General features: G+C 66.8%; 26 protein-coding genes. 10 read left to right on the forward strand and 16 right to left on the reverse strand.

Annotated elements, in window-relative coordinates; translation table 11 throughout:
* Nucleotides 1-141: 141 nt before the first annotated feature.
* Together QF040_RS06505 and QF040_RS06510 are read left to right on the forward strand one after the other, a co-directional pair.
* Nucleotides 142-2841 (forward strand): GNAT family N-acetyltransferase, encoded by a 2700-nt coding sequence (locus QF040_RS06505; RefSeq protein ID WP_429610335.1) that lies wholly within the window; start codon nucleotides 142-144, stop codon nucleotides 2839-2841.
* A gap of 126 nt (nucleotides 2842-2967) precedes the next feature.
* Nucleotides 2968-4008, forward strand: a complete 1041-nt coding sequence (locus QF040_RS06510; RefSeq protein WP_429610336.1) for a DUF4105 domain-containing protein — start codon at nucleotides 2968-2970, stop codon at nucleotides 4006-4008.
* Between the two features lie 5 nt (nucleotides 4009-4013).
* Here QF040_RS06510 and QF040_RS06515 read toward each other — a convergent pair whose 3' ends face one another.
* Entirely contained in the window at nucleotides 4014-4799 is a 786-nt protein-coding gene (locus QF040_RS06515) for a hypothetical protein (RefSeq protein WP_429610337.1), read from the reverse strand.
* Nucleotides 4800-4815: 16 nt separating this feature from the next.
* On the opposite strand from QF040_RS06515, the gene QF040_RS06520 reads away from it, so the two are divergent.
* On the forward strand, nucleotides 4816-5961 hold the full coding sequence (locus QF040_RS06520; protein WP_429610338.1) for an esterase/lipase family protein: 1146 nt from the start codon (nucleotides 4816-4818) through the stop codon (nucleotides 5959-5961).
* Nucleotides 5962-6006: 45 nt separating this feature from the next.
* Nucleotides 6007-6252, forward strand: a complete 246-nt coding sequence (locus QF040_RS06525) for a hypothetical protein (protein ID WP_429610339.1) — start codon at nucleotides 6007-6009, stop codon at nucleotides 6250-6252.
* Here QF040_RS06525 and QF040_RS06530 read toward each other — a convergent pair.
* The 11 genes from QF040_RS06530 to QF040_RS06580 form a co-directional block, all read right to left on the reverse strand.
* Nucleotides 6236-7432, reverse strand: a complete 1197-nt coding sequence (locus QF040_RS06530; RefSeq protein ID WP_429610340.1) for a YeeE/YedE family protein — start codon at nucleotides 7430-7432, stop codon at nucleotides 6236-6238. The two genes, QF040_RS06525 and QF040_RS06530, sit on opposite strands and share 17 nt — an antisense overlap.
* 139 nt (nucleotides 7433-7571) lie before the next feature.
* Nucleotides 7572-8522 (reverse strand): sulfurtransferase, encoded by a 951-nt coding sequence (locus QF040_RS06535; RefSeq protein ID WP_429610341.1) that lies wholly within the window; start codon nucleotides 8520-8522, stop codon nucleotides 7572-7574.
* A 136-nt stretch (nucleotides 8523-8658) separates the two neighbouring features.
* Complete coding sequence (locus QF040_RS06540) at nucleotides 8659-9702, reverse strand: LLM class flavin-dependent oxidoreductase (protein ID WP_429610342.1); 1044 nt, start codon at nucleotides 9700-9702, stop codon at nucleotides 8659-8661.
* A gap of 13 nt (nucleotides 9703-9715) precedes the next feature.
* Nucleotides 9716-10642, reverse strand: a complete 927-nt coding sequence (locus QF040_RS06545; protein ID WP_429610343.1) for an ABC transporter substrate-binding protein — start codon at nucleotides 10640-10642, stop codon at nucleotides 9716-9718.
* Nucleotides 10643-10652: 10 nt separating this feature from the next.
* Nucleotides 10653-11588, reverse strand: a complete 936-nt coding sequence (locus QF040_RS06550) for an ABC transporter substrate-binding protein (protein ID WP_429610344.1) — start codon at nucleotides 11586-11588, stop codon at nucleotides 10653-10655.
* Nucleotides 11589-11623: 35 nt separating this feature from the next.
* Entirely contained in the window at nucleotides 11624-13462 is a 1839-nt protein-coding gene (locus QF040_RS06555) for an amino acid ABC transporter permease/ATP-binding protein (protein WP_429610345.1), read from the reverse strand.
* Nucleotides 13459-13995 carry a GNAT family N-acetyltransferase gene (locus QF040_RS06560; protein ID WP_429610346.1) on the reverse strand — a complete coding sequence of 179 codons (537 nt, stop codon included), beginning with the start codon at nucleotides 13993-13995 and terminating at the stop codon, nucleotides 13459-13461. The genes QF040_RS06555 and QF040_RS06560 overlap by 4 nt, the downstream gene beginning before the upstream one ends.
* Nucleotides 13995-15332 carry an LLM class flavin-dependent oxidoreductase gene (locus QF040_RS06565; protein WP_429610347.1) on the reverse strand — a complete coding sequence of 446 codons (1338 nt, stop codon included), beginning with the start codon at nucleotides 15330-15332 and terminating at the stop codon, nucleotides 13995-13997. Before QF040_RS06565 ends, QF040_RS06560 begins: the two co-directional genes overlap by 1 nt.
* Nucleotides 15333-15376: 44 nt before the next feature.
* Nucleotides 15377-16378, reverse strand: a complete 1002-nt coding sequence (locus tag QF040_RS06570) for an LLM class flavin-dependent oxidoreductase (RefSeq protein WP_429610348.1) — start codon at nucleotides 16376-16378, stop codon at nucleotides 15377-15379.
* Nucleotides 16379-16478: 100 nt separating this feature from the next.
* Complete coding sequence (locus tag QF040_RS06575) at nucleotides 16479-16979, reverse strand: AAA family ATPase (RefSeq protein WP_429610349.1); 501 nt, start codon at nucleotides 16977-16979, stop codon at nucleotides 16479-16481.
* A gap of 1 nt (nucleotide 16980) precedes the next feature.
* Complete coding sequence (locus tag QF040_RS06580) at nucleotides 16981-17178, reverse strand: hypothetical protein (protein WP_429610350.1); 198 nt, start codon at nucleotides 17176-17178, stop codon at nucleotides 16981-16983.
* 149 nt (nucleotides 17179-17327) lie between these two features.
* Between QF040_RS06580 and QF040_RS06585 the strand changes: the two genes are divergently transcribed.
* A complete protein-coding gene (locus QF040_RS06585; RefSeq protein WP_429610351.1) occupies nucleotides 17328-17534 on the forward strand; it encodes a dodecin in 207 nt (68 codons plus the stop codon).
* A 21-nt stretch (nucleotides 17535-17555) separates the two neighbouring features.
* Here the strand turns inward: QF040_RS06585 and mgrA are convergent, their stop codons facing one another.
* Nucleotides 17556-18596: an L-glyceraldehyde 3-phosphate reductase gene (gene mgrA / locus QF040_RS06590; protein ID WP_429610352.1), complete on the reverse strand. Its 1041-nt coding sequence runs from the start codon at nucleotides 18594-18596 to the stop codon at nucleotides 17556-17558.
* Between the two features lie 152 nt (nucleotides 18597-18748).
* Here mgrA and QF040_RS06595 point away from each other — a divergent pair, with 152 nt between their 5' ends.
* From QF040_RS06595 to QF040_RS06610, 4 genes are read left to right on the forward strand one after another with little or no spacing between them, the layout of a single operon-like run.
* Nucleotides 18749-19804: an ABC transporter substrate-binding protein gene (locus QF040_RS06595; protein WP_429610353.1), complete on the forward strand. Its 1056-nt coding sequence runs from the start codon at nucleotides 18749-18751 to the stop codon at nucleotides 19802-19804.
* 13 nt (nucleotides 19805-19817) lie between these two features.
* Nucleotides 19818-20627 (forward strand): ABC transporter ATP-binding protein, encoded by an 810-nt coding sequence (locus QF040_RS06600; protein ID WP_429610354.1) that lies wholly within the window; start codon nucleotides 19818-19820, stop codon nucleotides 20625-20627.
* Nucleotides 20624-21451, forward strand: a complete 828-nt coding sequence (locus tag QF040_RS06605) for an ABC transporter permease (RefSeq protein ID WP_429610355.1) — start codon at nucleotides 20624-20626, stop codon at nucleotides 21449-21451. The genes QF040_RS06600 and QF040_RS06605 overlap by 4 nt, the downstream gene beginning before the upstream one ends.
* On the forward strand, nucleotides 21444-22304 hold the full coding sequence (locus QF040_RS06610) for a transporter substrate-binding domain-containing protein (protein WP_429610356.1): 861 nt from the start codon (nucleotides 21444-21446) through the stop codon (nucleotides 22302-22304). The genes QF040_RS06605 and QF040_RS06610 overlap by 8 nt, the downstream gene beginning before the upstream one ends.
* A gap of 111 nt (nucleotides 22305-22415) precedes the next feature.
* Here the strand turns inward: QF040_RS06610 and QF040_RS06615 are convergent, their stop codons facing one another.
* A complete protein-coding gene (locus tag QF040_RS06615; RefSeq protein WP_429610357.1) occupies nucleotides 22416-23234 on the reverse strand; it encodes an ornithine carbamoyltransferase in 819 nt (272 codons plus the stop codon).
* 163 nt (nucleotides 23235-23397) lie between these two features.
* Between QF040_RS06615 and QF040_RS06620 the strand changes: the two genes are divergently transcribed.
* A complete protein-coding gene (locus QF040_RS06620) occupies nucleotides 23398-23871 on the forward strand; it encodes a hypothetical protein (protein ID WP_429610358.1) in 474 nt (157 codons plus the stop codon).
* 3 nt (nucleotides 23872-23874) lie between these two features.
* Here the strand turns inward: QF040_RS06620 and QF040_RS06625 are convergent, their stop codons facing one another.
* Nucleotides 23875-25362, reverse strand: a complete 1488-nt coding sequence (locus tag QF040_RS06625) for an MFS transporter (protein WP_429610359.1) — start codon at nucleotides 25360-25362, stop codon at nucleotides 23875-23877.
* Between the two features lie 197 nt (nucleotides 25363-25559).
* On the reverse strand, nucleotides 25560-26792 hold the full coding sequence (locus tag QF040_RS06630) for a class I SAM-dependent methyltransferase (protein WP_429610360.1): 1233 nt from the start codon (nucleotides 26790-26792) through the stop codon (nucleotides 25560-25562).
* Nucleotides 26793-26830: the final 38 nt, after the last annotated feature.

The raw sequence follows: 26830 nt of genomic DNA on the forward strand, positions 1-26830 counted from the left end.
CATTGCCTGCGGGAATGCAGGCGGCATCATCCGGCCCATGCGGGCGGCGGCGGTGGATGCGGTGTGGAGTTGGAGGCACGACATGGGAGGCGGAGTGTACAGGAGCTCGCACAAGCCCAGGTGATCGGGGCACACTAAGCCATGGACAAGCACTTCCTGACCCCGCTCTTCGCCCCCGCCTCCGCCGTGGCCTTCGTCGGCAACGCCAGCGACCCGGGCGGCCAGACCGCATCGGGCCGCGTGCTGCGCGAGGCCTTTCGCGCGAACCGCTTCGACGGCACGCTGCGCTTCCTCGACGTGCGCACCAAGGGCACGCTCGAAGAACTCTCGCAGACGCATGCCGACCTCGCCCTCATCGCGCTCGCGCCGCAGGACGTGGCGGCCGCCCTCGAGATCGCCGGGCGCATCGGCTGCAAGGCCGCGGTGGTCATCTCCAACGGCATCGCCTCGGAGCAGGCGGCCCAGTGGCGCAAGATCGCGCGCCGCGAGGGCGTGCACCTGCTCGGGCCCAACTCGCTGGGCTTCCAGCGCCCGCTGCTGCATCTGAATGCCAGCGTCGCAGGGCCATTGGCCAAGGCCGGGCCGCTCGCGCTGGTGTCGCAGTCAGGATCGCTCACCGCCTCGATGCTCGACTGGGCGCGGCAGAACGGCGTCGGCTTTTCCAGTGTGGTGTCGCTGGGCCCGCATACGTCGGTCGACATTCCCCAGGTGCTCGACTTCCTCGCCAACGACCAGGCCACGCACAGCATCATCGTGTACCTCGAAGGCATTTCGGACGCGCGCCGCTTCATGAGCGCGCTGCGTTCGGCCTCGCATGCCAAGCCGGTGGTGGTGCTCAAGGCCGGGCGCAAGCCCGCGGGCAACGCGGCGGCGCAGACGCACAGCGCATCGATCGTCGGCAGCGACGACGTCTTCGATGCCGCACTGCGCCGCGCGGGCGCCGTGCGGGTGCGCTCCTTCGTCGAGCTGTTCTCCGCCGCCAAGTGCCTGGCCTCGCGCTACCGGCCCGTGGGCAAGCGGCTTGCCGTGGTCACCAACGGCGGTGGTCCCGGCGTGCTGGCGGCCGACTGGATCAACGAGATCGGCCTCGACCTCGGCAAGCTCTCCGCGCCCGCGCAGAAGCTGCTGCACCCCGCGCTGCCGCCGCTCGCCACGCTCACCGACCTGATCGACCTTTCCGAAGACGCCACCCCCGCGCACTACCGCGCCGCCATCGACACCGCCTCGGCCGACAGCCACATCGACGGCGTGCTGGCCATCTTTTCCCCCAAGGCCGGCGTCGATGCCGCCGCCACGGCGCGCGCCCTCGCCGACATCCCGCGCCCCATGAACAAGCCGCTGCTCGCCTGCTGGATGGGCGACGCGTCCGTCGGCCCTGCGCGCGGCGTGTTGGCCGAGGCCACGATCCCGAGCTTCCGCACGCCCGAGGCGGCCGTCGGCGCCTTCGGCAACATCGCGGCCTTCTATCAGAACCAGCAGTTGCTGCAGCAGACGCCGCCGCCGCTCTCCGCGCTCGCCAAGCCCGACATCGAAGGCGCGCGTCTCATCATCGAAAGCGTGCTGGCCGAGCGGCGCAAGGTGCTGACGGAGATGGAGTCGAAGTCGCTGCTGTCGTGCTTCCACATCCCGATCACCCGCACGCTGCTCGCGCGCAGTGCCAACGAGGCCATGATGATCGCGACGCAACTGGGTTTTCCGGTGGCGCTGAAGATCGACTCGCCCGACATCAGCCATAAGTCCGACGTCGAAGGCGTGGCGCTCAATGTGCTGAACGGCACCAGCGCGCGCGACACCTACGTCGAGATGATGGAGCGCGTCGCCCGCCTCGCGCCCGAGGCGCGCATCAACGGCGTGACGGTGCAGAAGATGGTGAAGGCCCGTCGCGGCCGCGAGATCTACGTCGGCCTCGTGACCGACGAGCCCTTCGGCCCGGTCATCGTCTTCGGCGCGGGCGGCACCATGATCGAGCTCATGAACGACCGCGCGATGGAGCTGCCGCCGCTCAACCAGTTCCTTGCGCACCGCCTCATCGAGCGCTCGCGCGTGGCCGAGACGCTGGGCGAATGGCGCGGCGCGAATCCGGTGAACATGGAGGCGCTCGAAGACGTGCTGCTGCGCGTGTCGGAGATGGTGTGCGAGCTGCCCGAGCTGCGCGAGATGGACATCAACCCCATCATCGTGGACGAGCATGGCGCGGTGTCGGTCGATGCGCGCATCGTGGTCGACAGCAGCCCGCAGGCGGTGGCGGGCCATGTGGGCAGCGGCTACCAGCACCTGGCCATCATGCCGTACCCCGCGCGCTACAGGCGCGAATGGCCGCTCCCTGGCACGGGCGGCGACATCTACACCGTGCGGCCGGTGCATCCGAACGACGCGCAGATGCTGCAGGCGCTGGTGCAGGGCCTTTCGCCCGAGAGCCGTTGGTTCCGTTTCGTCTCGCGCTTCCACGAGCTGCCGCCTTCGATGCTCTCGCGCTTCACGCTGATCGACTACGACCGCGAGATGGCGCTGGTGGCCGTGGTGATGGAGCGCAGCAACGCGCCCGACGGCACGATTCTCGACAGCGAACGCATCGTGGGCGTGTCGCGCTACGTCACCAACCCCGACCAGACCAGTTGCGAGTTCTCTCTGGTGGTGGCCGACGAGTTCAGCGGCAAGGGCATCGGCTCGCGGCTGCTGGAAAGCATCATCGACGTGGCGCGCGATCGGGGCTTGGCAGAAGTCGACGGCCTCGTGCTCGCCAACAATCCCGACATGCTGAAGCTGGTGCGGCGGCTGGGCTTCACGGTGAAGTCGTTTCCCGAGGACCCCGACTTCAAGCTCGTGACTTACCAGTTGTAGGCTTTGGACAAGGAGCGTTCGAGGGCATTTGAGGGCGTGCTGCTGATGCGTTGTTGATCAGTGAGGGTTCGGATCGGTCCTGGGCAAGCTCTATGCTTCGGTGCCTTCGCAGCTTCCCCCCTCTTCATGATCCGAACCTTGTTGTGTTTTTTCGGCCGTCTCGCGGCCTCGCTCGCCGTGCTGCTCTCTGCCGCATGGGCCTGCGCCGCCCTGTGGTACCAGTTGCCGGCAACGCCCGCCCTCAAGATCGCGGCTGGCGTGCTTTGGGCCGGCTTCGGCCTCGCGGCGATCGCGCTGCTGTGGCGCGGCAAGGCTTCACGCGCCCTGCTCTCGTATGCGGTGGGTTTCGCGATGGTGCTCGCGTGGTGGGGCACCATCCTGCCCTCGCAAAACCGGATCTGGGCCGACGACGTGGCGCGGCAACTCGTCGCGCGCGTCTATGGGAACAAGGTCACGATGGAGAACGTGCGCAACTTCGACTGGCGCAGCGACACCGACTACACACCGCGCTGGGAAACCCGCGGCTACGACCTCGACCGCATTCGCTCGGTCGATGTGTCGCTCTCCTACTGGGCCGGCCCGGCCATCGCCCATACGCTCGTGTCCTTCGGCTTCGACGACGGCCAGTTCGTCACCTTCTCCATCGAGATCCGAAAAGAACGCGACGAGAGTTTCTCGTCCGTCGGTGGTTTCTTCAAGGAGTTCGAAACCAGCCTTGTCGCGGCCGACGAACACGACATCCTGCGCGTGCGCACCAACGTGCGCGGCGAAGACGTCTACATGTACCGCGTGCGCCTGCCGCAATCGGAGATGCGCTCGCTGTTCCTCGGCTATCTCGGCGAAGGCGCCGCGCTGGTGCGCGCGCCGAGCTTCTACAACACGCTCACCGCCAACTGCACGACCATCGTCTACGCGCTCGCCAAACATGTCGTGCCGGGCCTGCCCATGGACTGGCGGCTGCTGGCCTCGGGCTACCTGCCCGACTATCTTTACGACGTGGGCGGCCTGACACCGGGCCACGACATGGCGCAGCTGCGCGCAGCCGGGCGCATCACCGAACGCGCGATCGCCTTCGACAAGAACCCCGGCACGGAAAGCTTCTCGCAAGCCATTCGGAACGATTTGCCGGGTGTCGAAATGGCAGTCGATGCCGGGGCCAAGCCATGACGACTTCACGCTTCCTCGCATTGCCGGCCTTGTTGTGCGCCGCACTGCTGCTGGCCGGCTGCGCGGGCGTCACGGTCGGCTCGATCTCGCCCTCCGAATACCTGGCGCAACGCCGCGGCGACGTGCTCATCACCGGCAAGCTCAGCACCTCGGCGGAGGAGGTGCTGCGCGTGATCGGCTCGGACGCCGACCAGTGCACCGCGAACGGACAAGCCTGCCGCCAGGCCCTGGCCGACTCCACCGGCCTCAGCGATGAACAGCGGCTCTCCGCCCTCTCGGAAGTGTGGCTGCAGGTCGCGCTTGCGGCCGGCAAGGCCAGCGGTGCCGCCGCCGGGCCTGCCGCGCCCGAAACCATCGAGGCGTACCTGGAGAGCGCGCGCCATGCCTACGCCTATCTGTTCTTCACCGCACGAAAGCCACGCGACCGGGCCTTCGAAGACCGCCAGACGCAGGTGCGCGACTACTACAACTACGCGGTGCAGCAGGCGATCACCGGCCTGTTCAGCCGCTACCGCCTGGACGGCCGCGCAAGCGAAGACAGGCAGCCCCGCGTACCGCAGGTCGGCGCCTGGCGCATCGACATCGACCTGTCCGCACTCGAGCTGCGCCCCGACGATCCGGTGCCGCAGGCGCTGATTCCCGCCGCCTCGCTCACCTTCTCGGGCCTGCGCAACACCTACCGGCGCGACGGCTTCGGCGCCGAACTGGTGGTGGAGACCAGTCAGCCGGCGCCCCTCGCCCCCTTCGCCCCGCTCGCCCTCCTTTGCGGACCACAAGACCGCGGACGACACGCCGCCCTACAGCGAAATGCCCTTCCCCGGCCTCACCGCGCTCCTGCGCTTCGAAGGCACGGACCTGCGCCAGGTGCTCGCCACGCACACCGCGCGCATCGTGGTGTTCGACCCCTACCGCACCTCGACCACGCGGCTCGCCGAACAGGACGTTCCGCTCGCCGCCAACTTCACCTCCGGCTACGGTCTCTGGCTCGCGCGTTCCGACTTCGCGCGGCAGGCGCTGCGCAGTCTGTTCGGCAGCGCCGACGGCCTCACCAAGCCGCGCATCTACCTGATGCAGCCCTACGACCCGAACCGGCGCACGGTCATCATGCTGCACGGCCTGGCGAGCAGCCCCGAGGCGTGGATCAACGTGGCCAACGAAGTGCTGGGCGATGAAACGCTGCGCCGCCGCTACCAGATCTGGCAGGTGTACTACCCGACGAACGCGCCGCTCGCGCTCAACAACTTCGCGATCCGGCAGGCCATCACCGAGACGCTCGCGCACTTCGACCCGACGGGCCAGGCCGAGGCCTCGCGTAACATCACGCTGATCGGCCACAGCATGGGCGGCGTGCTCTCGCGCCTCCTGGTGTCTTCGTCGGGCGACAAGCTGTGGGACACGATCCTCGCGAGCTACCCCATGCAGGGTGCGCAGCAGCAGCGCATGGAGCAGCGGCTTGCGCCCTATCTGCGCTTCGAACCGCTGCCGCAGGTGAGCGACGCGATCTTCATCGCCTCGCCGCACCGCGGCACGCCGTTCGCCAACAACCGCATCGCACGCTGGGTGGCCAACCTCATCACGCTGCCGGTGGCGATGCTGGGGCAGCTGAACGACGTTTCCCGCGAGCTGATGCGCATTGCGCCCGGCAAGCAGGACATCGGGCCGCTGCGCATTCCCAACAGCATCGACAACCTGAGCGACCGCGATGCCTTCGTGCAGATGTCGTCAGACCTGCCGATGAACCCGCGCGTGCGCTTCCACTCGATCATCGGCAACGACACGCCCGGTGTCGTGCAGGCGCTTTCGAGCGACGGCATCGTGCCTTACGAAAGCGCGCACCTGGACGGCGCGGCATCCGAGCTGGTGCTTCGGTCGGCGCACAGCGTGCAGGAGAACCCGCTGGCCATTCTGGAGATCCGGCGCATCCTCAGGGAACAATTGCAGCCCGGCCGGTAACCAAGGCAGGCGCGACTCACCCCCCCCATCCCACCCCACCCGTCCATGGACAACTTGCAAGCACTGCAGTCGCTCGGCATCACGCTGCCGAGCCCGGCCTACATCTTCGGGGCCGTGGTGTTCGGCCTCGCCGGCATCGCGGCGTATCGGTGGGGCAAACGCTCCGGGCGCCGGCGCAGCAAGTGGCTTGGCGTGGCGCTCATGTTCTATCCCTACGCGGTGCCCTGGACCTGGCTGCTGTACGTCGTCGGCATTGCGCTGTGCGCAGGCGTTTTCATCGGCCGCGATTGAGCCGGCGCACCCGCAACCCCGCCCACACCGCAAACAGCACGCTCGCACCGAACACCCAGCCCGACAACGCTCCGGCCATGGTGCCGGAGAGCAGGTTCCCGACCGTGCAACCGAGCCCGGTCATCGCGCCCCACCCCAGCAGCACGCCACCGCCGAGGCCACGCGCGATCTGACCCGGCTTCGGCCACGCGGGCTTGAACTGCCCGCTCGCGAGTGCCGCGGCCAGTGCGCCGGCCACGATGCCGCCGATCAGCAATGCATTGGGCGTCTGCCAGAGGCTCTCGACCACGGCGGTGACGCAACCGCCGAAGCCATCGAGTCCGTCCAGGCGTTGCGGTAGCAGGCCCTGCGCATTGCCGAGGTCGCGCGCGGCGCTGCCCAGCGCGGCCGTCACGCCCAGCGGGCGCAGCCGCAGCACGACGATCACCGCAATCGCACCGACCGCGATGCCGCCCCAGCCATACGCCCAACGTCCTTGCAGCAAGCCGCGCAACGCAGCGGCAAAGCTGCGCGGCGTTGTCGCCGGTGCTTCGGGCGTTGGCAACCGTCGCCAGAGCACCGCGCTCAGCACGCCGAGCAACGCCAGTTGCAGCACCGCCGACCCCGCATAACCCAGGTAATACGGCAACCACACCACCGGCGCGGTGGCGATCGTGGCGCTGAAGAGCCAGTTCCAGCTGTTGAATCCCAGCAAAAAACCACCGGCGGCCCCCAGCAGCGCGAACGGCGCGGTCGGCGAGCCTTCGCCTAACCGGTACCAGTGCGCGCTGATGCACGAGCCCGAAACCACCATGCCCCCGCCAAAGGCCAGGCCCGCAAGCACCAGCGCCCAGCTGACCGGGCCGATGTGCGCATCGGGCGGCAAACGGCCCGTTTGCGGCACCGGCAGCCAGCCCGTCATGACGACGTGCATGCCCACCGTGCCGACCGCGAGCGCGGCCACGATGGCGAGCAGCCCGCGCGCGTCGCCGCCCTCGAAATAGTCGCGCGCATGGCAATAGAAGCAGAAGCGCGAACGCTGCAGCACCACGCCGAGCACGGCGCCCAGCCCGAGCGCGAATGCGAGCGCCCGGCCACCGCTGCGTTCGCCGAGCAGGTGCACGCCGGCGGCGATCAGCAGCAGCGTTGCGGTTGCAGCAACGAGGCCGGTGCGGGAAAGTGAAAGCGATGAAGTCGTCATGTCCGTTCCGGCAGATCCATAAAAAGTCCATAAAAAAAGCGAGCCCGAGGGCTCGCTCAAAAGTCGTCCGTCAAGTTGCGATGAAGGCAACCCGACTCCGACTCACCTCGAACTCATCCTTCAACCACCTCCAGATTGCTCACCTGGAAGCCCAGACCGTGCCGCTCGGGTTGTTGACCGGCACGCCGACGGCGTTGCCGTATTCGGTCCACGAGCCGTCGTAGTTGCGCACGTTCTTGTAGCCAAGAATCTTGTTGAGCGCGAACCAGGTGTGGCTCGAACGCTCGCCGATGCGGCAGTAGGTGATGGCCGGCTTGCTGCCATCGATGCCCACGCCGGCATAGAGCGCCTTCAGCTCGGCGGCCGACTTGAAGGTGCCGTCTTCATTCACCGCGCGGCCCCACGGCACATTGGCCGCACCGGGGATGTGGCCCGCGCGCACCGCCAGCTCGGCGGCGCCAGCGGGCGCAAAGATCTTGCCGCTGTACTCGTCGGCCGAACGGATGTCGACCAGCTTCGTGTCGCTCTTGCCCTCTGCCACGGCCAGCACGTCGGCCAGCCGCGCGCGCACCTGCGGGTTGGGCTGCGTCACCTTGAAACGGGTGGCGGCGTATTCGGGCGCGCGGTTGTCCAGACCCCGGTTCTCGGCCTCCCACTTCTTCCGGCCGCCATCGAGCAGCTTCACGTTCGAGAGGCCGTACTGATCGAACACCCAGGCGCCCCATGCCGCGAACCAGTTGTTGTTGTCGCCGTAGAGGACGATGGTGGTGTCCTTGTCCACGCCGGCCGTGGACAGCAGTTTCTCGAAATCGGCCTGACTCACGATGTCGCGCCGCACGCGGTCGTTCAGGTCGTTGTGCCACGAGAAGTTGACGGCGCCGGGAATGTGGCCGCGCTCGTAGAGGCCGGGGTTCACGCTGACCTCGATCACGCGCAGCTTCGGGTTCTTGAGGTTCTTCTCGAGCCACTCGGTCGAGACGAGCGGACCGCTGCCGTCGGCCGATGCCTGCGCGAAAGCGACCGGCGATGTGGCCAGGAAGGTCAGCGTGGCGAAGGACGCGGCTCGCCACCATCTGCTGAGAATCGACATGCGGGACTCCTTGTGAACGATCATGAAAAAGACAGGCTGGACTCTAGGCAAGCGGGCACCGATCACCAACGAAGCGTTTGCGATAAGTCCATAACCAATTCAGCAGATGCACCCAGCAGAAAAAGGGGCAACGGCATCAAGCGACCAGCAGCGCCGGTTCGCGCACAGGCTCGGCCGTGGCACGCCATCCCAGCTCTGGCGCGATGCGGCGCGCGAGGTCGTCCAGCATCTGTTCGTACTCCTCGCTCGCGAAGTTGTAGGGCAGCTCCACGCGCAGTTCGCTCACCTGCGGCAGCACCGGGTCCTTGCGAAGCCGCTCCAGGATTTCGTCTGACGTACCCACGAGGTCCGTCGCGAAGAGCGTGCGCCGCTCGCCCTGCGGCGTCAGCGTGCGTTCGATGCGGCTCGCTGCGAACTCGCGGTATCGCCTTCGCGTGGCCGCATCGGCGCCATCGAGCGGCACGATCACGCGGCCCAACGCCACCCTGCCCGCGCGCGGCCCGGCCTCGCTTTCGCGGTAGCGCTCGATGAGCGCCGACTGCGCCTGCAGAAAGTCGTCCGTGTGTTCGCCTGAAAGCACGTTGCCCAAGAGCAGGTTGAACCCGTTGCGCCCCGCCCATTCGGCCGAGCGCAACGAACCGCCGCCGTACCAGAGCCGATCGATCAGCCCCGGTGCATAGGGCTGCACACGCGGTCGCACACGCCCGCCGGCCGACTCGACAAAGGTGTCTTCATCGCCAAGCAGCACGTCTTCGAGGTTGGCCCTGAGGCGTGCCACGCGCTTGTGCGTGAAGTCGATGGTGTTCGGCGCCGCGTCGTAAAAGCGGTTGCCCAGCAACGCGCCGTGCGGCGGCACGCCCGCACTCAGGCCCACCTGCAGCCGGCCGCGCGAGAGCACGTCGACGGTGGCGAGGTCTTCGGCGAGGCGGAACGGGTTTTCGTAGCCCATCTGGATCACCGCGGCGCCCAGCTCGATGCGGCGCGTGCGCTGCGTCGCAGCCGCGAGGATCGTCGTGGCCGACGACACGCCACGCTCCAGGTGCCGCTGCCGCACCCAGGCACTGTCGAAGCCGCGCCGCTCGCCGAATTCGAAGAGCGCCAGCGCCGCTTCGAGGCCGGCGAGCGGATTCGCCTCGGCGTAGTTGCCAGGTGTGAGAAAGCCGATGTGATGGATCGCCACGGTGTCGCCGCTTTCAGAACTTGGGCAGGCCAGGTGGATTGATCTCGGATTTCGGCAGCGCCTCTTCCGCAAGGCTCCAGCGCGCGAGCGCCTTGCCGTAGATGCCGCTGCGGATCAGGTTGTTGGCGGCGGTGCTCAGCGCCGTGGCAAGGCCGCTGCCCTTGCGCGTGGCAACCGCCACATCCGACTTCAGCGGCCAGCCCGCATTCACCGTGCCGACCAGCCGAAGCTGTCCGTTCTTCGCCGCCTCGTAGGCCTGCGGTGCGTTGGGGTTGAAGTTGGCATCGACGCGCCTGGTGGTCACCGCCAGCCAACGCGTCACATCGTCGTCGTAGTACTGGATCGCGATCGGCTTCAGGCCCGCGGCCACGTTCTGGCGGTCCCATTCGAGCAGGATGCGCTCCTGGTTCGTGCCGGCGCCGGTCGTGAGCTTGAGGCCCGCCACGTCCTTCGGCTCCTTGATGGACTTGATGGCGCTGTCCGTGCGCACGTAGAAGCCATGCAGGCCGAGCCGGTAGGTGGAGAAGTCGAACTTCTCCTTGCGCTGCTCGGTCACGCCCACGTTGGAGATCACCGCGTCGTACTTGCCCGAGGCGAGGCCCAGCGGCCAGTCGGGCCAGGCGACGGGCTGCAGTTCGAGCTTCAGACCCAGCGCCTCGGCAATGAGGTGCGCGAAGTCGGGGTCGAAGCCGACGACGGTTTTCGCATCGGTTGCGTAGGTGGAGATGGGCGGCGCGAAGGGTGCGATCGCGATGGTCAGCACGCCCTCCTTCACGAACTTGAAGCCCGGGGGAATGGCGTTGACCGCTTCGGCGTCCTTGCCCGTGTGCAGGCGGCCTTTCTGCTCGGGGCTGAAGTCGAACTTGTCGGCGGCATGTGCCGTCGTCATTGCGATCAGGCCGAAGGCGACCAGTGCGCCGGCTTTGCTTCTGAAAGACATTGCCCTCGCCTCAGTTCTTCGGCAAGCCGGGCGGGTTGGTCCGCGCCACCTCGATCGCCTCGGAGCTCAGGTTCCAGCGCGACAAGGCCTTCGCGTAGTTGCCGTTCTTGATCTGCGCATTCAGCGCCACGGTGATCGCCTCGGCGATGCCCGAGGCCTTGCGCGAAGTGACCGCGATCTCGGCGTTCAGCGGCCAGCCGCCGGAGACCAGGCCGGCAAGCCGCGTCTTTCCGTCGCGCGCCTCGTAGGCAGCCAGGGCATTGGGGCCGACGTAGGCATCGGCGCGGCCCGACTGGAGCGCGAGGCGCTGCACCACATCGTCGTCGTAGTACTGGATTTCCACCGGCTTCAGCCCGGCAGTGATGTTCTGCTTGTTCCAGCGCAAGAGGATCTGCTCCTGGTTCGTGCTGGCCGACACGATGAGCTTGAGCCCTGCGATGTCTTTCGGCTCCTTGATCGCGCCGAGCTTGCTGTCGGACTTCACGTAGATGCCCAACTGGTCGTTGCGGTAGGTGGAGAAGTCGAACTTTTCCTTGCGCTCCTCGGTCACGGTCACGTTGGACACCACCACGTCGAACTTGCCCGACTGCAGGCCGAGAGGCCAGTCGGCCCAAACGGTGGAGACGAGTTCGAGCTTGCGGCCCAGGCTGTCGGCCACGAGCTGTGCGATGTCGGGCGCATTGCCCACGGGCGTCTTCGTATCCGTGGCGTATGCCGCCAGCGGCAGCCGTCCCGTGGTGGTACCGACGACCAGCACGCCCTCCTTCAGGAACTTGAAGTCCTTGGCGAGCTTGACGGCCTCCTCCACCTTCTGCGAGCGCGGACGGCCGGCCTGTTCCGGACTCAGGTCGTCGGCGGCAGCAGCCCGCTGCTGCGCGGAGGCCGCCAGAGGCAGCAGCATGGCGGCGCCCAGGAGCGCGGAAAGGATGTTCTTGCGATGGATCATGGGAAGGACTTCGGTCGGGGGAAAAGAAGAAAAAATCAGAGCACCTTGGCGAGGAACTCGGCCGTGCGCGGATGCGAAGGCGCGTTGAACACCTTGTCGGGCGTGCCGGTCTCCAGGATGCGGCCCTGCTCCATGAAGACGATGGTGTCGGCCACCTCGCGGGCAAAGCCGATCTCGTGCGTCACGATGACCAGCGTGGTGCCCGAGCGCGCAAGCTCCTTGATGACGGCCAGCACTTCGCCCACCAGTTCGGGGTCGAGCGCGGAGGTGGGTTCGTCGAACAGCAGCACCTTGGGCTTGAGCGCGAGCGCGCGGGCAATCGCCACGCGCTGCTGCTGGCCACCCGAGAGCTGGCGCGGATAGGCATGCGTCTTGTCGGCGAGGCCCACGCGCACCAGCAGCTCCGAAGCCAGCGCCTCGGCGTCCGCCCGCGCAAGGCCGCGCACCGACACCGGGGCCTCGACGAGGTTCTCCAGCACCGTGAGGTGCGGAAACAGGTTGAAGTTCTGGAACACCATGCCAACGTCGACGCGGCGCTTGAGGATGTCTTTCTCGTGCAGTTCGTACAGCGTGTCTTCGTCGCGCCGGTAGCCGATGAGTTCGCCATCGATGGCGATGAAGCCGTCGTCCACGCGCTCCAGGTGGTTGATGGAACGCAGCAGCGTCGACTTGCCCGAACCCGACTGGCCGAGGATGACGGTCACGCTGCCCTGCGGCACGGTGAGCGTCACATCGTCGAGCACCTTGAGCGCGCCGAAGCTCTTGGAGACGCCGTGGATCGTGACCTCGCCGCCTTGCGTGAACGGATCGGTCCAGCGCGGCACCAGCACCGGTGCGGGCGGTGCCGACACCACAGGCTCTGCGGCCACCGGCGCCTTCGCCCGCCACAGGCCGCGCGCCACGCCGGCCAACCGCGAGCGCGGAGGATTGCGCAGCGCACCGCGCGAGAAATGCCGCTCGATGTAGTGCTGCGCGACCGACAGCACCGTGAGGATCACGAGGTACCAGACCGTCGCCACCATCAGCAACGGAATCACATCCAGGTTGCGGCGGTAGATGATCTGGATCGTGTAGAACAGCTCGGGCAGCGCGAGGATGTAGAGGTTCGACGTGCCCTTGGCAAGGCCGATGATGTCGTTGAACGCCGTCGGCAAGATGGTCCGCATCGCCTGCGGCAGCACGATGCGAAAGGCCTGGCGCTTGCGCGAAAGCCCTAGCGCCGCCGCCGCTTCGAGCTGCCCCTGCTCCACCGACAGGATGCCGCCGCGCACGATCTCCGAGGCAAAGGCCGCCTGGTTCAGCGTGAGGCCCAGCAGTGCCGCGACGAACGGGCTGATCAACTGCGTGGTCGGGTACGAGAAGAAGGTGATGTCGGTGCCCGGAATGCCCAGTGCCACCGTCTCGTAGAGATAGCCGAGGTTGTTGATGATCAACAGCAACACGATGATCGGCACCGAGCGGAAGAGCCAGGTGAACACCCATGACAGCCGCGCCAGCAGCGGCGAGCGCGAGACGCGCGCGAGCGCCAGCCCGGTGCCGAGCAGGAAACCGAACACCGCGCCCAAGGCCGTCAGCAGCAGCGTGCGGCCGAGCCCGGCGAGCACCGGCTCGGCGAAGAACCATTCGGCAAAGACGCCCCACCCCCAACGCGGATTGGTCAGCACCGAATACAGCACGATGCCGATGAGCAGCACTGCGAACACCGTGCCCACCGTGCGCGCCGGGTACCTTGCGGGCACCACGCGGAAATGCGAGTAGTCGCCCTTGGCGGGCGCGACTTGCAGCGGCGCCGGAGGTTCGGGCCTGGCCACAGGACGGGACGGCGCCGGGCTTCGCGGCTCGGCGCCGACGTCAAGGAGGGTGGTCGTGTTCATCGCTGCACCGCCTCGCTCAGCACCGCTGCGGTCTGGCCATGGTGGCGCGGCACCACAAGGTGCTTTTCGAACGGCAGCTTGCGCGGCACCTCGGGGTCCGCCACCTCTTCGAACAGCGCGGTGTAGCCATGGCCTCGGTAGAGGCCCACGGCCTCGGGCTGGCGAAATCCCGTCGTGAGATAGATACGCTCGTAGCCCTGGCGCCGCACCTGCGCCTCCAGCTCCAGCAGCACCTTGCTCGCAAGGCCCTGCCGACGCAGATCGGTGTGCGTCCACACGCGCTTGAGTTCGGCGGTGCGTTCGTCATGCCGCATGAAGGCTCCGCCGCCGATGGCAATGCCGCCGCGCAGCAGCAGCACGAAGTTGCCGTGCGGCGGTGCGAACACCTCGGGCGGATAGCGGTCCATCTCGCGCGGTGCGCCGGGCTCGCGCAGCACGTCGCCGTAGCGGCTGTCGTATTCGAAGGTCAGGCCTTCGACCAGCGGTTGGGCGCGCGGGTCGAGGGGCGTGGTGTAGAGGAACTGTTCGCTCATCACGCGGCCTTTCTCGCCGCACCGGCGTTGTTTGCCGTCGCATAACGGCTCGCCTTCCGCGGCAGCCCGAGGTGATCGCGCAGGGTCTGCCCGGGCAATTCGCGCTGGTATCGACCACGCGCAATCAGCACCGGAATCACGAACTCGATGAAGTCGTCCAGCCCCTGCCCCAGCACCGGAAAGCCGAGGATGAAGCCGTCAGCCGCGCCCTCGTCCACCCAGCGGATGATTTCGTCCGCAATGCGCTCGCCCGTGCCCACGAACTGCGTGCGCGGCGTCGCGACTTCGAGTGCCACCTCGCGCAAGGTCTGGCCGCCGGCCTTCGCCTTGGCCTTGATGCGGTCGGTGGTCGAGCGGAAGCTGTTGCGGCCGATGTCGCCCAGTTCGGGGAAGGCCTCGTCCAGCGGGTACTGGCTGAAGTCGTGGTGGTCGAAGAAGCGGCCCAGGTACGCCAGCGCTTCCTCGATGGTCAGCAGCTCGCGAATGGCTCGGTACTTGGCCTCGGCCTCTTCCTCGGTGGCCGCGACGACCGGACCGATGCCGGGGAAGATCTTCACGTCGTCGGCTTGCCGACCCTGCGCCACCGCGCTGGCCTTCACCTGCTTCAGGAAAGCGCGCGTCTCCTCGATCGAGGGCGAATGAGTGAACACCGCATCGGCGTATTTGCCCGCAAGGCCCACGCCCGCATCCGACGAACCGGCCTGGAAGATCACCGGCTGCCCCTGCGGCGAACGCTGGATGTTCAACGGCCCGGCGACCTGGAAGAAGCGTCCCTTGTGATCCAGCGTGTGCAGCTTCTCTCGATCGAAGAACTGCCCGCTCTCGCGGTTGCGCGTGAAGGCGTCTTCATCCCAGCTGTCCCACAGGCCCTGCGTCACCGAGAGGTACTCGTCGGCGATCTCGTAGCGCTGCGCATGCTCGGGATGATTGCGGCTGTAGTTCTTCGCGCTGCCTTCGAGCGGCGTGGTCACCACGTTCCAGCCCGCGCGCCCGCCGCTGATGAGGTCGAGCGAGGCGAACTGGCGCGCCACCGTGAACGGGTCGCTGTACGAACTGGAGACGGTACCCGCCAGGCCGATCTTCGAGGTGACGGTCGCGAGCGCCGACAGGATCGAGATAGGCTCGAAGCGGTTGAGGAAATGCGGGATCGACTTCTCGTTGATGTAGAGCCCGTCCGCCACGAAGGCGAAGGCGATGCCATTGTCCTCGGCCTTCTTCGCGGTGCGCACGAAGAAGTCGAGGTTCACGCTGGCATCGGCCGGACCGCCCGGGTGCTTCCATGAATTCATGTGGCTGCCGGCACCTTGCAGCATGACGCCGAACTTGATGTTGCTCATCGCGACTCGTTCTTCTAGGGGTGGAAAGGGAAAGGCGAAAGAGTTCAGGCCAGCGCGGGTTCGTGCGCCTGGGCCAGCAGTTCGACGGCGGTGGCGCGCTCGGCGAAACCGGCAACGGGGATGTCGATGACAAACTCCTCGATGCCGTAGCGCTCGCTCAGTGCGTCGAGCTCGTCGCGCACCTCGTCGGCGGTGCCTGCGATCACGTGTGGGCGACGCTCCTCGGTGCGGTAGTCGGTCACGCCGGCCTGCCGCGCGAACTCGGCTGCAGCCTCGAGGCTTCCGAGGTTCACGCTCTGGCCGCTGGGCAGGTGCACCTTGAAGCTGCGCAGCGCACCGACGAGTTCAGCGGCCTTCTCATGCGTCTCGGCCGCGAAGGCGAAGAGCGCGAGCAAAGGCGCGCGGCCGGTGGCCGAGCGGTAGGCCTCGATCGATTGCCCGATGTTCACCGGGTCGCCGTTGAAGTGCCCCGCATAGACGAACTCCCAGCCAAGGCGCGCCGCGAGCAACGCGCTCTCCGGCGTGCCGCCGAGCAGCACGCGCTGCGGCAACTGCGGCGGGTTCGGCGTGGCGACCGCGCCGGCCAGCGCATGGTCCGCAGCGACCCCGTCGTGCAGGAACGCATCGAGCTCGGCGAGGCGCACCGCGAAGTCTTCCTTCTTCTCTGGATCGTGCAGCCACTGCAGCGCCTTGCTGGTCAGCGGCAGTCCGCCGGGCGCCTTGCCGACACCCAGGTCCACGCGGCCCGGCGCGAGCGATGCGAGTACCCGAAAAGTCTCCGCGACCTTGAACGGGCTGTAGTGCTGAAGCATGACGCCGCCCGTGCCGATGCGGATGCGCGACGTCTTCGCGAGCAGGTGTGAGGCCAGCACTTCGGGCGCCGAACCGGCATAGCCGCGATTGCCGTGGTGCTCCGCGAGCCAGTAGCGCTTGTAGCCCAGGCGCTCGGCGCTCTGTGCCAGCGCGATGGTGTGCTGGAACGCCTGGGCGGCGTCGGCACCTTCGGGGATCAGGCTCTTGTCGAGCAATGAGAGCGAATAGGACACGGTGTGCGGCAGGGATGCCTTTGAAAGAATTGCTGCGAATTCTCTTGGGCATCACGCGCACCGTTTGCGCTGATTTCCTATATCGATATCTGCAGAGTGTTCAGGCGCGCGCGGCGCTCACGATGCGCTGCGCCGCGTCACTCGCGCTGAAGGCGGCCGTGTCGATGAGGAGGCGATCCGTGGTCCACGGCGCGTAGTCGTGTCGCAGGACCGAGGCCCAGTCGGGCAGCGCATGCCCCGGAATGTCGGGCGTGCGAAGCTCCACGCGCCGGCGGTGCTCCGCGACATCCGAACAAACGATCTCGACCTCCAGCACAGGCGACGACGCACTCGACGCGACCGCGCGCCATGCTTCGCGCGTGACCGGCAACGGGTTCACACAATCGGCCACCACCGTGAGGCCGAGCGCAAGATTCGAGCGCGCCAGCGCATAGGCAACCTCGTAGCCCGCAGGGCCGACCTCCCCCGCCAGCACCTTCGCCGACACGAGCGCCTGCTCGATGGCATCGATGCGCAGATAGACGGCCGAAAGCCGCCTCACGAGCTCGCGTGCGACGGTGGTCTTGCCCGAGCCGGGCAAGCCTGAAAGAACGATCAGCATCTCACCATGAGTGCGGCAGCAGGGCCAGGGCCGCTGCCGCGTGGAAGCGCCGCATGGCGCGGATCGGCACATAGCCGTGCGGCGCACGCCGCGCCACCTCGTGCGGCGAAGACGGCGCGATGCGCCACGCTGCCGTGGTCTGCGCGAGAACGTGGCGGGCCTGGGCCGCCGGGGAAACATAGAGACTGCGCTGTGGCATGAACAACTTCCGGGTGAACGCTGGGGCGATTCTGCGCAGGCACTTCGCTTTCTCAAAGAAGGATTGCGCGTTACCTGATGCAGAAATTCCACCCGCCGCGGCACGCCATGACTACGATGGCCCCACGCCAATTCACAAGGAGCAGAGACATGTCGAACCACGTCTACAAGTCCCTCGAGCTGACCGGCTCGTCGCCCGTCGGCATCGAGGACGCGGTGCAGACCGCGATCACCAAGGCGCACGAGACGGTGCGCAACATCCAGTGGTTCACCGTCACCGAGACGCGCGGCCATGTGGTGGACGGCAAGGTCGCGCATTGGCAGGTGACGGTGAAGATCGGGTTCACGCTGGAATAAGCGCGGCAGCGAAGGCTGTCCTTACGCGAAGTCGGTCGACGGCTTTTCCCAGAGGTTCACGCCACCTTCCACCGCGTACTTGTCGATTTCGGCGAGTTCTTCGGCGCTCAGCGGCGCATGGCGCAGGGCCGCGACGTTGTCGACGATCTGTTCGGGCCGGCTCGCACCGATCAGCGCCGAACTCACGCGCGGATCGCGCAGCGTCCATGTCAGCGCGAGTTGCGCGAGGCTCTGGCCGCGACGCTGGGCGATCTCGTTGAGTGCGCGTGCGCGTTCCACGTTGTCGCCCGACAGGTGCTCCTGCTTGAGCGAACCGCCGCCGGGCCGGTTGATGCGCGCATCGGCCGGAATGCCCTTGAGGTACTTGTCCGTGAGCAGCCCCTGCGCGAGCGGCGTGAAGGCGATCACGCCCGCACCGAGTTCGTCGGTGGCATCGAGCAGGTCTTTCTCGATCCAGCGGTTGAACAGGTTGTAGGCCGGCTGGTGGATGAGCAGCGGCACTTTCCATTCACGCAGCAGCGCGGCGATTTCGCGCGTCTTGCCGGCGGAGTACGACGAGATGCCGATGTAGAGCGCCTTGCCCTGCTGCACGGCCTGCGCCAGCGCGGAGGCGGTTTCTTCCAGCGGCGTGTGCGGATCGAAGCGGTGCGAATAGAAGATGTCGACGTAGTCGAGGCCCAGGCGCTGCAGGCTCTGGTCGAGGCTCGCGAGCACGTATTTGCGGGAGCCGCCGCCCTGGCCGTAGGGACCGGGCCACATGTCCCAGCCGGCCTTGCTGGAGATGATGAGTTCGTCGCGATACGCCTTGAAATCTTCTCTCAGCAGGCGGCCGAAATTGGTTTCGGCACTGCCGTACGGCGGGCCGTAGTTGTTGGCGAGGTCGAAGTGGTTGATGCCCAGGTCGAAGGCGGTGCGCAGGAGCTTGCGCTGCACATCGATGGGCGTGCTGTCGCCGAAGTTGTGCCACAGGCCGAGCGAGATCGCGGGCAGCACGAGCCCGCTGCGCCCGACGCGGCGGTAGGGAATGGCGTCGTAGCGCTCGGGGGCGGCAAGGTAGGTCATGAAGTGGGATGGAAAGTGGAAAGGGAGCGACATGATGCCCGCGCGTTTGCGCATATGCATGCGCGGTTTTCTTCGTTGGTGACGCGGGCAGGGCTTTCTAGGATCGTCGCTTTCCCACCAGCCCCACCGCTCCCGTGCAGGAGCGCGCCGCCATGCCCATCGAGACGCCCTCTTCCATTCCTTCCCGCCGCGTGGCGCTCAAGACCCTTGCATCGCTGACGGCCATCGGCGGCCTGGCGCTCGCGGGCTGCTCGCGCGAAGACAGCAGCAAGACCGCAGCCGCCAGCGGCCCGGCCGTGGTGAAGAAGACCGGCGACAAGGTCGCCTTCAAGTACCCGAACAACCCGTCGTTCGACCTCGTCTACCTGGCCGACGAGCTCGGCTACTTCGAGGGCACCAACACCCGCCCCGAGTACGTCGGCAAGATCGCCGCGCCGCAGATCATTCCGCTCGTGGGCACGGGCGAGATCGACTTCGGCAGCCGCATGGTGCCGCTGGTGATCTCGGCCATTGCCTCGGGTGCGGACCTCAAGGTGGTGGCCGCGGGCGGCAAGACGCTGCAGGAAGCGCCGCACATGAAGTACTTCGTTCGCAAGGACTCGGGCATACGAAACCCGAAGGACCTCGAAGGCAAGACCATCGGCTTCAACAGCTTCGGCGCCTGCGCCGAGTTCGTGACCAAGAAGTACCTGCGCCAGCACGACGTGGACGTGAACAAGATCAATTTCGTCGTCATTCCCGACGAGCAGGCCGAGCAGACGCTGGTGACCGGCAACACCGACCTCGCGATCATTCACGCGCCCTTCTCGGGCCGCGCGGACAACGCCGAATCGCTGGTGCGCCTGTGGAGCGACTTCGACCTCGATGGCGGCCTCGGCGGCATGGCGCCCTACAGCGCGCACGGCCAGTTCATCCGCCAGCACCCCGAGGCGGTGCGCGATGTGGTGGCGGCGCTGGCCAAGGCGGGCAACTGGGTCAACGCCAACACCGAGGACGCGCGAAAGCTCGTGGCCAAGCGCATCAACATGGACCTGAAGAACGTCGACCGCTACGCCTATGTCGACGACCTGGTGGTGACCGAGCCGCCGATCCAGTACTACATCGACGTCCTGCAGTCCGAAGGCAAGCTCGCCGCGGGCAAGGTGGCGGTGAAGGACGTGTACACCAACGAATTCAACCCCTTCGCGCTGCAGACGGCGAAGTCGTGAACGTGCAAGCGCCATGAGCCTCAAGATTTCGGCCCGCGACGTGCGGATGGACTACGCCGCGCGCGGCGCGAGCGAACGCGTGCGGGTGCTCGAAGGCTTCGACCTCGATGTGCGCGAAGGCGAATTCTTGTCGGTGCTCGGTCCCTCGGGTTGCGGCAAGTCGACCTTCCTCGGCATCCTCGCGGGGCTCACCGAGCGCACTGGCGGGCGCATCGCCATCAACGGCCAGCCGCTCGCGGGCATCAACCGCAACCAGGGCGTGGTGTTCCAGGGCTACGCGCTTTTTCCGTGGCTCTCGGTGCTCGACAACATCGCGGTCGGGCTGGAGATACGCGGCATCGGCAAGACCGAGCGACGCCGCACCGCGCGCGAATACCTCGAACTGGTCGGACTGCACGGCTTTGCCGACCGCTATCCGCACGAGATCTCGGGCGGCATGAAGCAGCGCGTGGCCATCGCGCGCTCGCTGGCCTACAAGCCCGACGTGCTGCTGATGGACGAGCCCTTCGCTGCGCTCGACGCGCAGACGCGCGAGATCCTGCAGGGCGAGCTGCTGCGCATCTGGGAGCAGTACCGCAAGACCATCGTCTTCATCACGCACAGCCTGGAGGAAGCGGTGTACCTCTCCGACCGCGTGGCGGTGATGACGCAGCGGCCCGGGCGCATCAAGGACATCATCGACATTCCGCTGGAACGCCCGCGTTCGGCGGAGATTCGTCACTCGACCGATTTCGCGGCGCTGCGACAGCGTGCGTGGGAGGTGTTGAAGGACGAAGTGCAGGCCGGGCTGAAGCCGCGGTCACTCGAAGGGGTTGTCTCGTGAGCGCCGTGCTCGACGCGCCCGCAGCGCGCACGCCCGGCCGCTTCTTCAAATTCGCACGCAGCTTCGCCCGCGTGGCAGAGCGCGGCATCGGCATTGCCATCTTCCTGGCGCTGTGGGAGGCACTCCCGCGCCTGGGCATCGTGAGCGACGCCTACCTGAGCCCGCCCTCCGCCGTCGTCGCCAGCATCGCCCAGCTCGTCGATACCGGCCAGCTCTGGAAGCACCTGGCCGCGAGCCTGCAGCGCTCGCTGTGGGGCCTGCTGCTCGCGAGCTTCTTCGGCGTGGTGCTGGGCTTGCTGATCGGTAGCTCGAAGCGGCTGGCAGCCATCGTCGATCCGGTGCTGCAGCTCTTTCGGCAGACCTCGGCCTTCGCGCTGTTCCCGGTGTTCATCCTGTTCCTGGGCATCGGCGAACTCTCGAAGGTGGCGATCATCTTCTGGGCCTCGTTCTGGCCGGTGCTGCTGAGTACGGTGAGTGGCGTGAAGCAGGTCGACCGCCTGCTCGTGAACTCGGCGCTGTCGATGGGCGCCTCGCAGCGCTTCATCTTCTTCAAGGTGGTGCTGCCGGCCTCGCTGCCGTCGATCTTCACCGGCGTGCGGCTCGCGGGGGCGTACAGCATCACTGCGCTGGTCGCGGCCGAGATGATCGGCGCGCATTCGGGCCTGGGCTTTCTCACGCTGAATTCGCAGGAGACCTTTCAGATCCCGACGATGTATGCCGGCATCCTGCTGCTGGCCGTGCTCGGGCTGCTGCTCAACTACCTGCTCGCCCTGCTGGAGCAGCGGCTGCTGCGCTGGCGCAAGGGGCTGAGCCTCGATGACTGATCGCAGGCTTGTGCTGGCAGGCGCCGCACTCGCCGCGGCCGTGGTGCTCGCGAGCATCGGCGGCGCCTGGGCCTTTGCGACGCCCTCGCTGTCGAGCCTGCCGAAAGGGCCGGTGCTCGCCCGCGCCATCGAGCGGGGCAAGCTCGTCGTGGGCGTGCGCCGCTATCCGCGCCCCGCCCCCGCCGAGGCGCCGACGCCGTCCGAGCCCGATGGCTTCGACGCCACGCTCGCGCGGCAACTGGCGGCATCGCTCGGCATACCTCTGGAACTGGTCGGCCTCGATCCGGCCACGCAAGAATCGGCACTGCGCGAAGGCCGCATCGACCTGCTGGTCGCCGGCGTCCCCGCTTCCCCCAATGCACAAGACATCGCCGCCGCCCCCGGCAGCTACGACACCGGCCGCGGCCTCGTGGTCGCGCTGCGACGCGGAAAGGTGCAGGACGAAGCCGCACTGCGAGGCGCCTCGGTCTGCGTCGGCGAAGGCTCGGGCTATGCCGGCGCGGTGTCGCAACGCTACGGCGCGCAGCCGCGCAGCTACCCGTCGTCCGTGCATGCGGCCTCGGCCTTCATGGCCGGTGAATGCGCCGCTCTTGCCGAGGACGGTGAGGTGCTGGAGCGGCTCATGCAGAACGAAGAGTGGCGCTTCTACAAGCCGCTGGTCAGCGATGTGCGCCTGCCAGCGGATGCCGCGATCCGGCTGGCCGATGGCGATACGGCCTCGCGCGACTATCTCGCCGCGGCCCTGCGCCAATGGCGTTCGGACGGCACGCTGGCCAAGGCGAGAGACGCGCGTGCGGGCAACCTGCAGTTCGAGATCACGCTGCTCAAGGATGGGTTTGTGTGCCATTCCTAGCTGGCGGCCTTCGATGTCTCGGGGGATCTACTTCGCCTTGCCCGGCTCGATGGGCAATCTGGTGTTGTCCTTCATACGCCACATTTCTTGGCTTTCATGGGGAAATGTCTTTCAAACAGGACACTTTTCCTCGGCAGACGATCCGGACAGCCCGCTCGAAAGTGCCATGCGCCGAACTCGGGCGCCCAGCAGATGCCGCAGGATTGCCTTCTGAACCGGCAAGAGGAGCGCCTTCTGTTCATAGCCGGCAAAGCGTGCGTGATGCACCGGATCGAATGCAAGTTCGCGGCCCACTGAAAACGGCGGCGTCGGCAGCAGCACAGGATGCCCCATGCGAGCCAGATCATCTTCCGTCAGCGACCTGCAAGACGTCTCGCCACCGCTGGGCCAACTGTCGATGATGACGATGTCCGCCTCTTGAAAAGGTGCGTCGCAGACATGCTGGGGCGAGAAGCCCAGCACCCGCGAGAGCTCATGCCACGAACGAAAGACATTGGTCATCGGCCCCCAGAGGCAGACCCTGGCGCGCTCGATCGGCATGAGCGTGGTGTCGATGAAGTAGGCATCCGTCAGCACTTCGCAGGGATGCCCTTCTGCGGACATCGCATTCACTACAGGCCGCCCGGAGGCCGCTGCGAATTCCTGAAGCCGGGCATGGTCGGAATCACGCACGACATAGATGTCATAGAACGGGTCCAGGTAGCCCGCCAGGTCGCAGGTCCGCTCCGCCGTCTTCAACAGATTCGGAAGGTCGATGAAAGACAGGCCGAGATCGCGGAAGGCGCGCAGAAATGTCGTGCGCGTGCGAATGCCGTTGCCTTCGAAAGACCAGGCGACGTGGCCATCCAGCTTCACGTCGGGCGCGCCCGCGAGGCGCCAGATGGCGCGTACATCGTCCGGCGTGCATTCGGAAAGGGAGACCAGATTCATGGTCGAGCATCCTGTCTAGGTGGAGCGCGAGTGTCGCAAATCGCGACTCTGCATCGAAAGCCAGCGACTGCAAGATCATGCGGTTCAAGGATGACTTCATCTGCCACCCCGACGTTGAGAACCGCCGACGTTCAGGCTCCCGCGTGACGGCAGAATGGCCGCCATGGACGAACTCATCGGGCTTCTCTTCGCCATCCTGTTCTGGCGGGCCCTGCTCGCCGCTCTGTGCGGCCTCGCGGTCGGCATGCTGGCCACTCAGATCTTTCCCGGATTCGGCGCCGGTGCCGTCGCAACAGTCACGCTGCTCGCGCTGCTCGGCGGTGTCATGTGGCATGCATCGGCGATTGCCGCAGCCGCACCAGCGGACGCACCCAAGGCCGAACAGCAGCCGATATCGCGGCCTATCGCTTTTCTCGGCATCGCGTTCGTCGGCCTTCTGCTGGGCGGCTTGTACGACTATCTGCTCTCGTCGGGCCTGATCGCGCTTTCGGTCCTGATCGTCTCGTCGATCGTGCTGGTCTGCGTGGGCGGAGCAATCACGAAAACCCCCGTCTACTTGAAGGACCTGCTGTTCATGGTGACGGCACTTGTCACAGGCTTCGCGATGCCGTGGGCCATCGTCACGCTTCTGAGCTGAGCCCTACTTCTGCGCCGCCTTGGCATCCCTGGCGGCCGAACTCTCCAGCCCTTCCTTCGGCAACCACAACGCCAGCGCCACCACGCCCAGGCTCACCACCAGCATCATCAGAAACGTGAGGTGCAGCGAGCTGCCCAGCGCCAGCCGGATACCCGCATCCCCAGCAACCGAGCCATGCACGCCCTGCAGCAGCAGGCGCAACTCGTCGTCCGTGAACATCATGCTGCCGTCCCCACGCGTCAACCCGAAGTTGAAGACTGCGCCGAAAAACGCCGCGCCCAGCGCGCTCCCGAGGTTGCGCGAAAACACGTTCGAGGCCGTGGCGATGCCGCGTTGCGAGAGCTCCACGCCCTCCTGGATCAGAATCAACGAAGCCAGGCTCATCACGCCCATGCCCAGGCCTATGACGAACGAGCCGATGGCCGGCAGCACCGGCGAACTGCCGGCACCAAGCAATGCGAAGGTCGATGTGCCGACCGGAATCAGCGCCGCACCGACGACCACCATGCGCCACAGCCCGATGCGGTGAAAGGTGCGCGAGGTCAGCGTTGCGCCGATGGGCCAGCCCAGCATCACCATCGTGAGCGTGAGGCCGGCCGTGACCGACGAGCGCTCCAGCACCACCTGCACATACATCGGCAGAAAGGTCGTGATGCCGATCAGCACCATGCCAGCGAGCATCGCCGCGCCGTTGACGGTCGCGATCATCCGCGCGCCCCAGAGCTTGAGCGACACCATCGGGTCGGCCGCGCGGCGCTCCTGCGCGATGAAGAGCGCGAGCGTGACGACGAAGAGCACCGTCCACGCGAGCGCGACACCGGTGTTGCCGACGCCGAACTCGGTCAGCGCGATCATCAGCGAGGCGATGCCGACGGTGAACAGCACCGCGCCCACCATGTCGATGGACGAGCGGCGCACCGTCGGCGCCTCGTGCAGAAAGAACCAGAAGCCCGCCGCCGCAGCCAGGCCGATGGGCACGTTGACCCAGAAGATCCACGCCCACGACAGCTTCTGCACGATGAGCGCGCCGATCATCGGCCCCACCACCGCCGACACGGCCCAGACGCTCGCGAGATAACCCTGCACCTTGCCGCGTTCACGCACCGGATACAGGTCGCCGACGATGGTGAGCGACACCGGCTGGATCGCGCCCGCGCCGATGCCCTGGATGAGACGGAAGCAGATCATGGCCGGCATCGACCAAGAGAAGCCCGCGAGCACCGAGCCGATCACGAAGATCGCGATGCCCACGAACATGATGGGCTTGCGCCCGTACAGGTCGGAGAGCTTGCCGAACACCACGGTCATCGCGGTCTGCGCGAGCAGGAACGAGGCGAAGACCCAGCTGTAGAGATGCAGCCCGCCGAGCTCGGAGGCGATCTGCGGCATGACGGTGGAGACGATGGTGGCTTCGATGGCGACCATGGCCATGGAAGCCATGATCGATGCGATGACCAGGGGGCGGTTTGTTGTTTTGGTGCTGACGCTCATGGGGTTCTTCGCGGGCCGGGGAGGCTGCCCCGAACGGGGTGTCCGGTGAGCGCCGAGGTGGTGTGAGGCCGCGAGCCCGTGATGCTATCGGGCCGTGCGAATCCGTGCTGGCGCTGGCCCTCCGTTGTCCTGTTCGCGCGCCCGTGCGGCCTTGCGATATCGCTTTGCCGCCATGCCGATGCGGCCGCACCGGAACATCAACCCGCGTTCAGCGCCGAGGTGCCGTCGTAGATGTAGCGGCGCGACCACGGTAGCGTCTTCGCCGCGCGCCCGGCCTTGCGCCCGACGATCTGGTAGATGGCCACGTCGTCGTTCTCGAACGCGTACGCGCAGCCTGCGAGGTACACGCGCCAGATCCGGAATTTCTCCTCGTCGACCATCGTGCGCAGCTTGTCGCTGTGGGCCTCGTAGCTGTCGCTCCAATAGCGCAGCGTCTGCGCGTAGTGCCGGCGCAGGTTCTCGATGTCGAAGGCTTCGAGCCCGCCCTGCTGCATGGCCTGCAGCGCGAGGCTGATGTGCGGCAGTTCCCCGTTCGGGAACACGTAGCGGTCGATGAAGTCGCCGCCGCCGTACGAGACGCCGCCGCCCTCGGGGTCGGACGAGGTGATGCCGTGGTTCATCACCACGCCATCGTCGGCCAGGAGTTCGCGCACGTGCTTGAAGTACGCGGGCAGGTTCTTGCGGCCCACATGCTCGAACATGCCGACGCTGGTGATGCGGTCGAACTCGCCGGTCACGTCGCGGTAGTCCTGCAGGCGGATCTCGATGCGGTCTTCGAGGCCCGCGGCTTTCACGCGCTCGGTGGCCAGGTCGAACTGGTTCTGCGAGAGCGTCACGCCCACGCAGCGCGCGCCGAACTTCTGCGCCGCGCGAATCACCAGCGCACCCCAGCCGCAGCCGATGTCCAGCAGCGTCTGGCCCGGCCCGAGGTCGATCTTGGTGAGGATGTGGTCGATCTTCTTGAGTTGCGCGGTGGCGAGGTCTTCGTCGCCGTTCTCGAAGTAGGCGCACGAATAGACCATGTTGGGGTCCAGCCACTGCTGGTAGAACTCGTTGGACACGTCGTAGTGGTACTGGATCGATTTCTTGTCCGACGACTTGGTGTGCGCGAAGTAGCGCGCCATGTTCTGCAGCGCCCCGCCCTGCTTGTCGATCGATGTCTTAGCGAGGCCGTAGGCGATGTCGATCACGTCGCTGAGCTTGCCCTCGATGTCGATCTTGCTCTTGACGTAGGCCTCGCCCAGGTTGTCGAGCGTGGGCTGCAGCATCAGCGACAACGCGGCGGGTGATTTGACGTGCAGCGTGACCGAAGGCCCGCTGAAATTGCCGAAGTCGTAGGACTGGCCGTCCCACAGCGTGAGGCGTGCCGGCAGGTTGGCGCGGTCACGAACGGCGGCGCTCCACTGCGCCAGCTTCTTTTCCCAAAGCATGCATCTCTCCGTGTTGTTTGGTTCTCCCGTCGCCTGTG

The sequence above is a fragment of the Variovorax sp. W2I14 genome, from assembly GCF_050435205.1.
GTDB classification, from domain to species: Bacteria; Pseudomonadota; Gammaproteobacteria; order Burkholderiales; family Burkholderiaceae_C; genus Variovorax; species Variovorax paradoxus_C.

What these genes read in the sequence shown, in the direction of transcription:
- QF040_RS06520 (WP_429610338.1), top strand. Translation starts at nt 4,816, where the DNA reads ATGCCCTTCCCCGGCCTCACCGCGCTCCTGCGCTTCGAAGGCACGGAC.
- QF040_RS06615 (WP_429610357.1), bottom strand. Translation starts at nt 23,234, where the DNA reads ATGAATCTGGTCTCCCTTTCCGAATGCACGCCGGACGATGTACGCGCC.
- QF040_RS06575 (WP_429610349.1), bottom strand. Translation starts at nt 16,979, where the DNA reads ATGCTGATCGTTCTTTCAGGCTTGCCCGGCTCGGGCAAGACCACCGTC.
- QF040_RS06545 (WP_429610343.1), bottom strand. Translation starts at nt 10,642, where the DNA reads ATGTCTTTCAGAAGCAAAGCCGGCGCACTGGTCGCCTTCGGCCTGATC.
- QF040_RS06595 (WP_429610353.1), top strand. Translation starts at nt 18,749, where the DNA reads ATGCCCATCGAGACGCCCTCTTCCATTCCTTCCCGCCGCGTGGCGCTC.
- QF040_RS06555 (WP_429610345.1), bottom strand. Translation starts at nt 13,462, where the DNA reads ATGAACACGACCACCCTCCTTGACGTCGGCGCCGAGCCGCGAAGCCCG.
- QF040_RS06620 (WP_429610358.1), top strand. Translation starts at nt 23,398, where the DNA reads ATGGACGAACTCATCGGGCTTCTCTTCGCCATCCTGTTCTGGCGGGCC.
- QF040_RS06505 (WP_429610335.1), top strand. Translation starts at nt 142, where the DNA reads ATGGACAAGCACTTCCTGACCCCGCTCTTCGCCCCCGCCTCCGCCGTG.
- QF040_RS06525 (WP_429610339.1), top strand. Translation starts at nt 6,007, where the DNA reads ATGGACAACTTGCAAGCACTGCAGTCGCTCGGCATCACGCTGCCGAGC.
- QF040_RS06530 (WP_429610340.1), bottom strand. Translation starts at nt 7,432, where the DNA reads ATGACGACTTCATCGCTTTCACTTTCCCGCACCGGCCTCGTTGCTGCA.
- QF040_RS06560 (WP_429610346.1), bottom strand. Translation starts at nt 13,995, where the DNA reads ATGAGCGAACAGTTCCTCTACACCACGCCCCTCGACCCGCGCGCCCAA.
- QF040_RS06585 (WP_429610351.1), top strand. Translation starts at nt 17,328, where the DNA reads ATGTCGAACCACGTCTACAAGTCCCTCGAGCTGACCGGCTCGTCGCCC.
- QF040_RS06600 (WP_429610354.1), top strand. Translation starts at nt 19,818, where the DNA reads ATGAGCCTCAAGATTTCGGCCCGCGACGTGCGGATGGACTACGCCGCG.
- QF040_RS06535 (WP_429610341.1), bottom strand. Translation starts at nt 8,522, where the DNA reads ATGTCGATTCTCAGCAGATGGTGGCGAGCCGCGTCCTTCGCCACGCTG.
- QF040_RS06580 (WP_429610350.1), bottom strand. Translation starts at nt 17,178, where the DNA reads ATGCCACAGCGCAGTCTCTATGTTTCCCCGGCGGCCCAGGCCCGCCAC.
- QF040_RS06550 (WP_429610344.1), bottom strand. Translation starts at nt 11,588, where the DNA reads ATGATCCATCGCAAGAACATCCTTTCCGCGCTCCTGGGCGCCGCCATG.
- QF040_RS06630 (WP_429610360.1), bottom strand. Translation starts at nt 26,792, where the DNA reads ATGCTTTGGGAAAAGAAGCTGGCGCAGTGGAGCGCCGCCGTTCGTGAC.
- QF040_RS06510 (WP_429610336.1), top strand. Translation starts at nt 2,968, where the DNA reads ATGATCCGAACCTTGTTGTGTTTTTTCGGCCGTCTCGCGGCCTCGCTC.
- mgrA (WP_429610352.1), bottom strand. Translation starts at nt 18,596, where the DNA reads ATGACCTACCTTGCCGCCCCCGAGCGCTACGACGCCATTCCCTACCGC.
- QF040_RS06625 (WP_429610359.1), bottom strand. Translation starts at nt 25,362, where the DNA reads ATGAGCGTCAGCACCAAAACAACAAACCGCCCCCTGGTCATCGCATCG.
- QF040_RS06610 (WP_429610356.1), top strand. Translation starts at nt 21,444, where the DNA reads ATGACTGATCGCAGGCTTGTGCTGGCAGGCGCCGCACTCGCCGCGGCC.
- QF040_RS06565 (WP_429610347.1), bottom strand. Translation starts at nt 15,332, where the DNA reads ATGAGCAACATCAAGTTCGGCGTCATGCTGCAAGGTGCCGGCAGCCAC.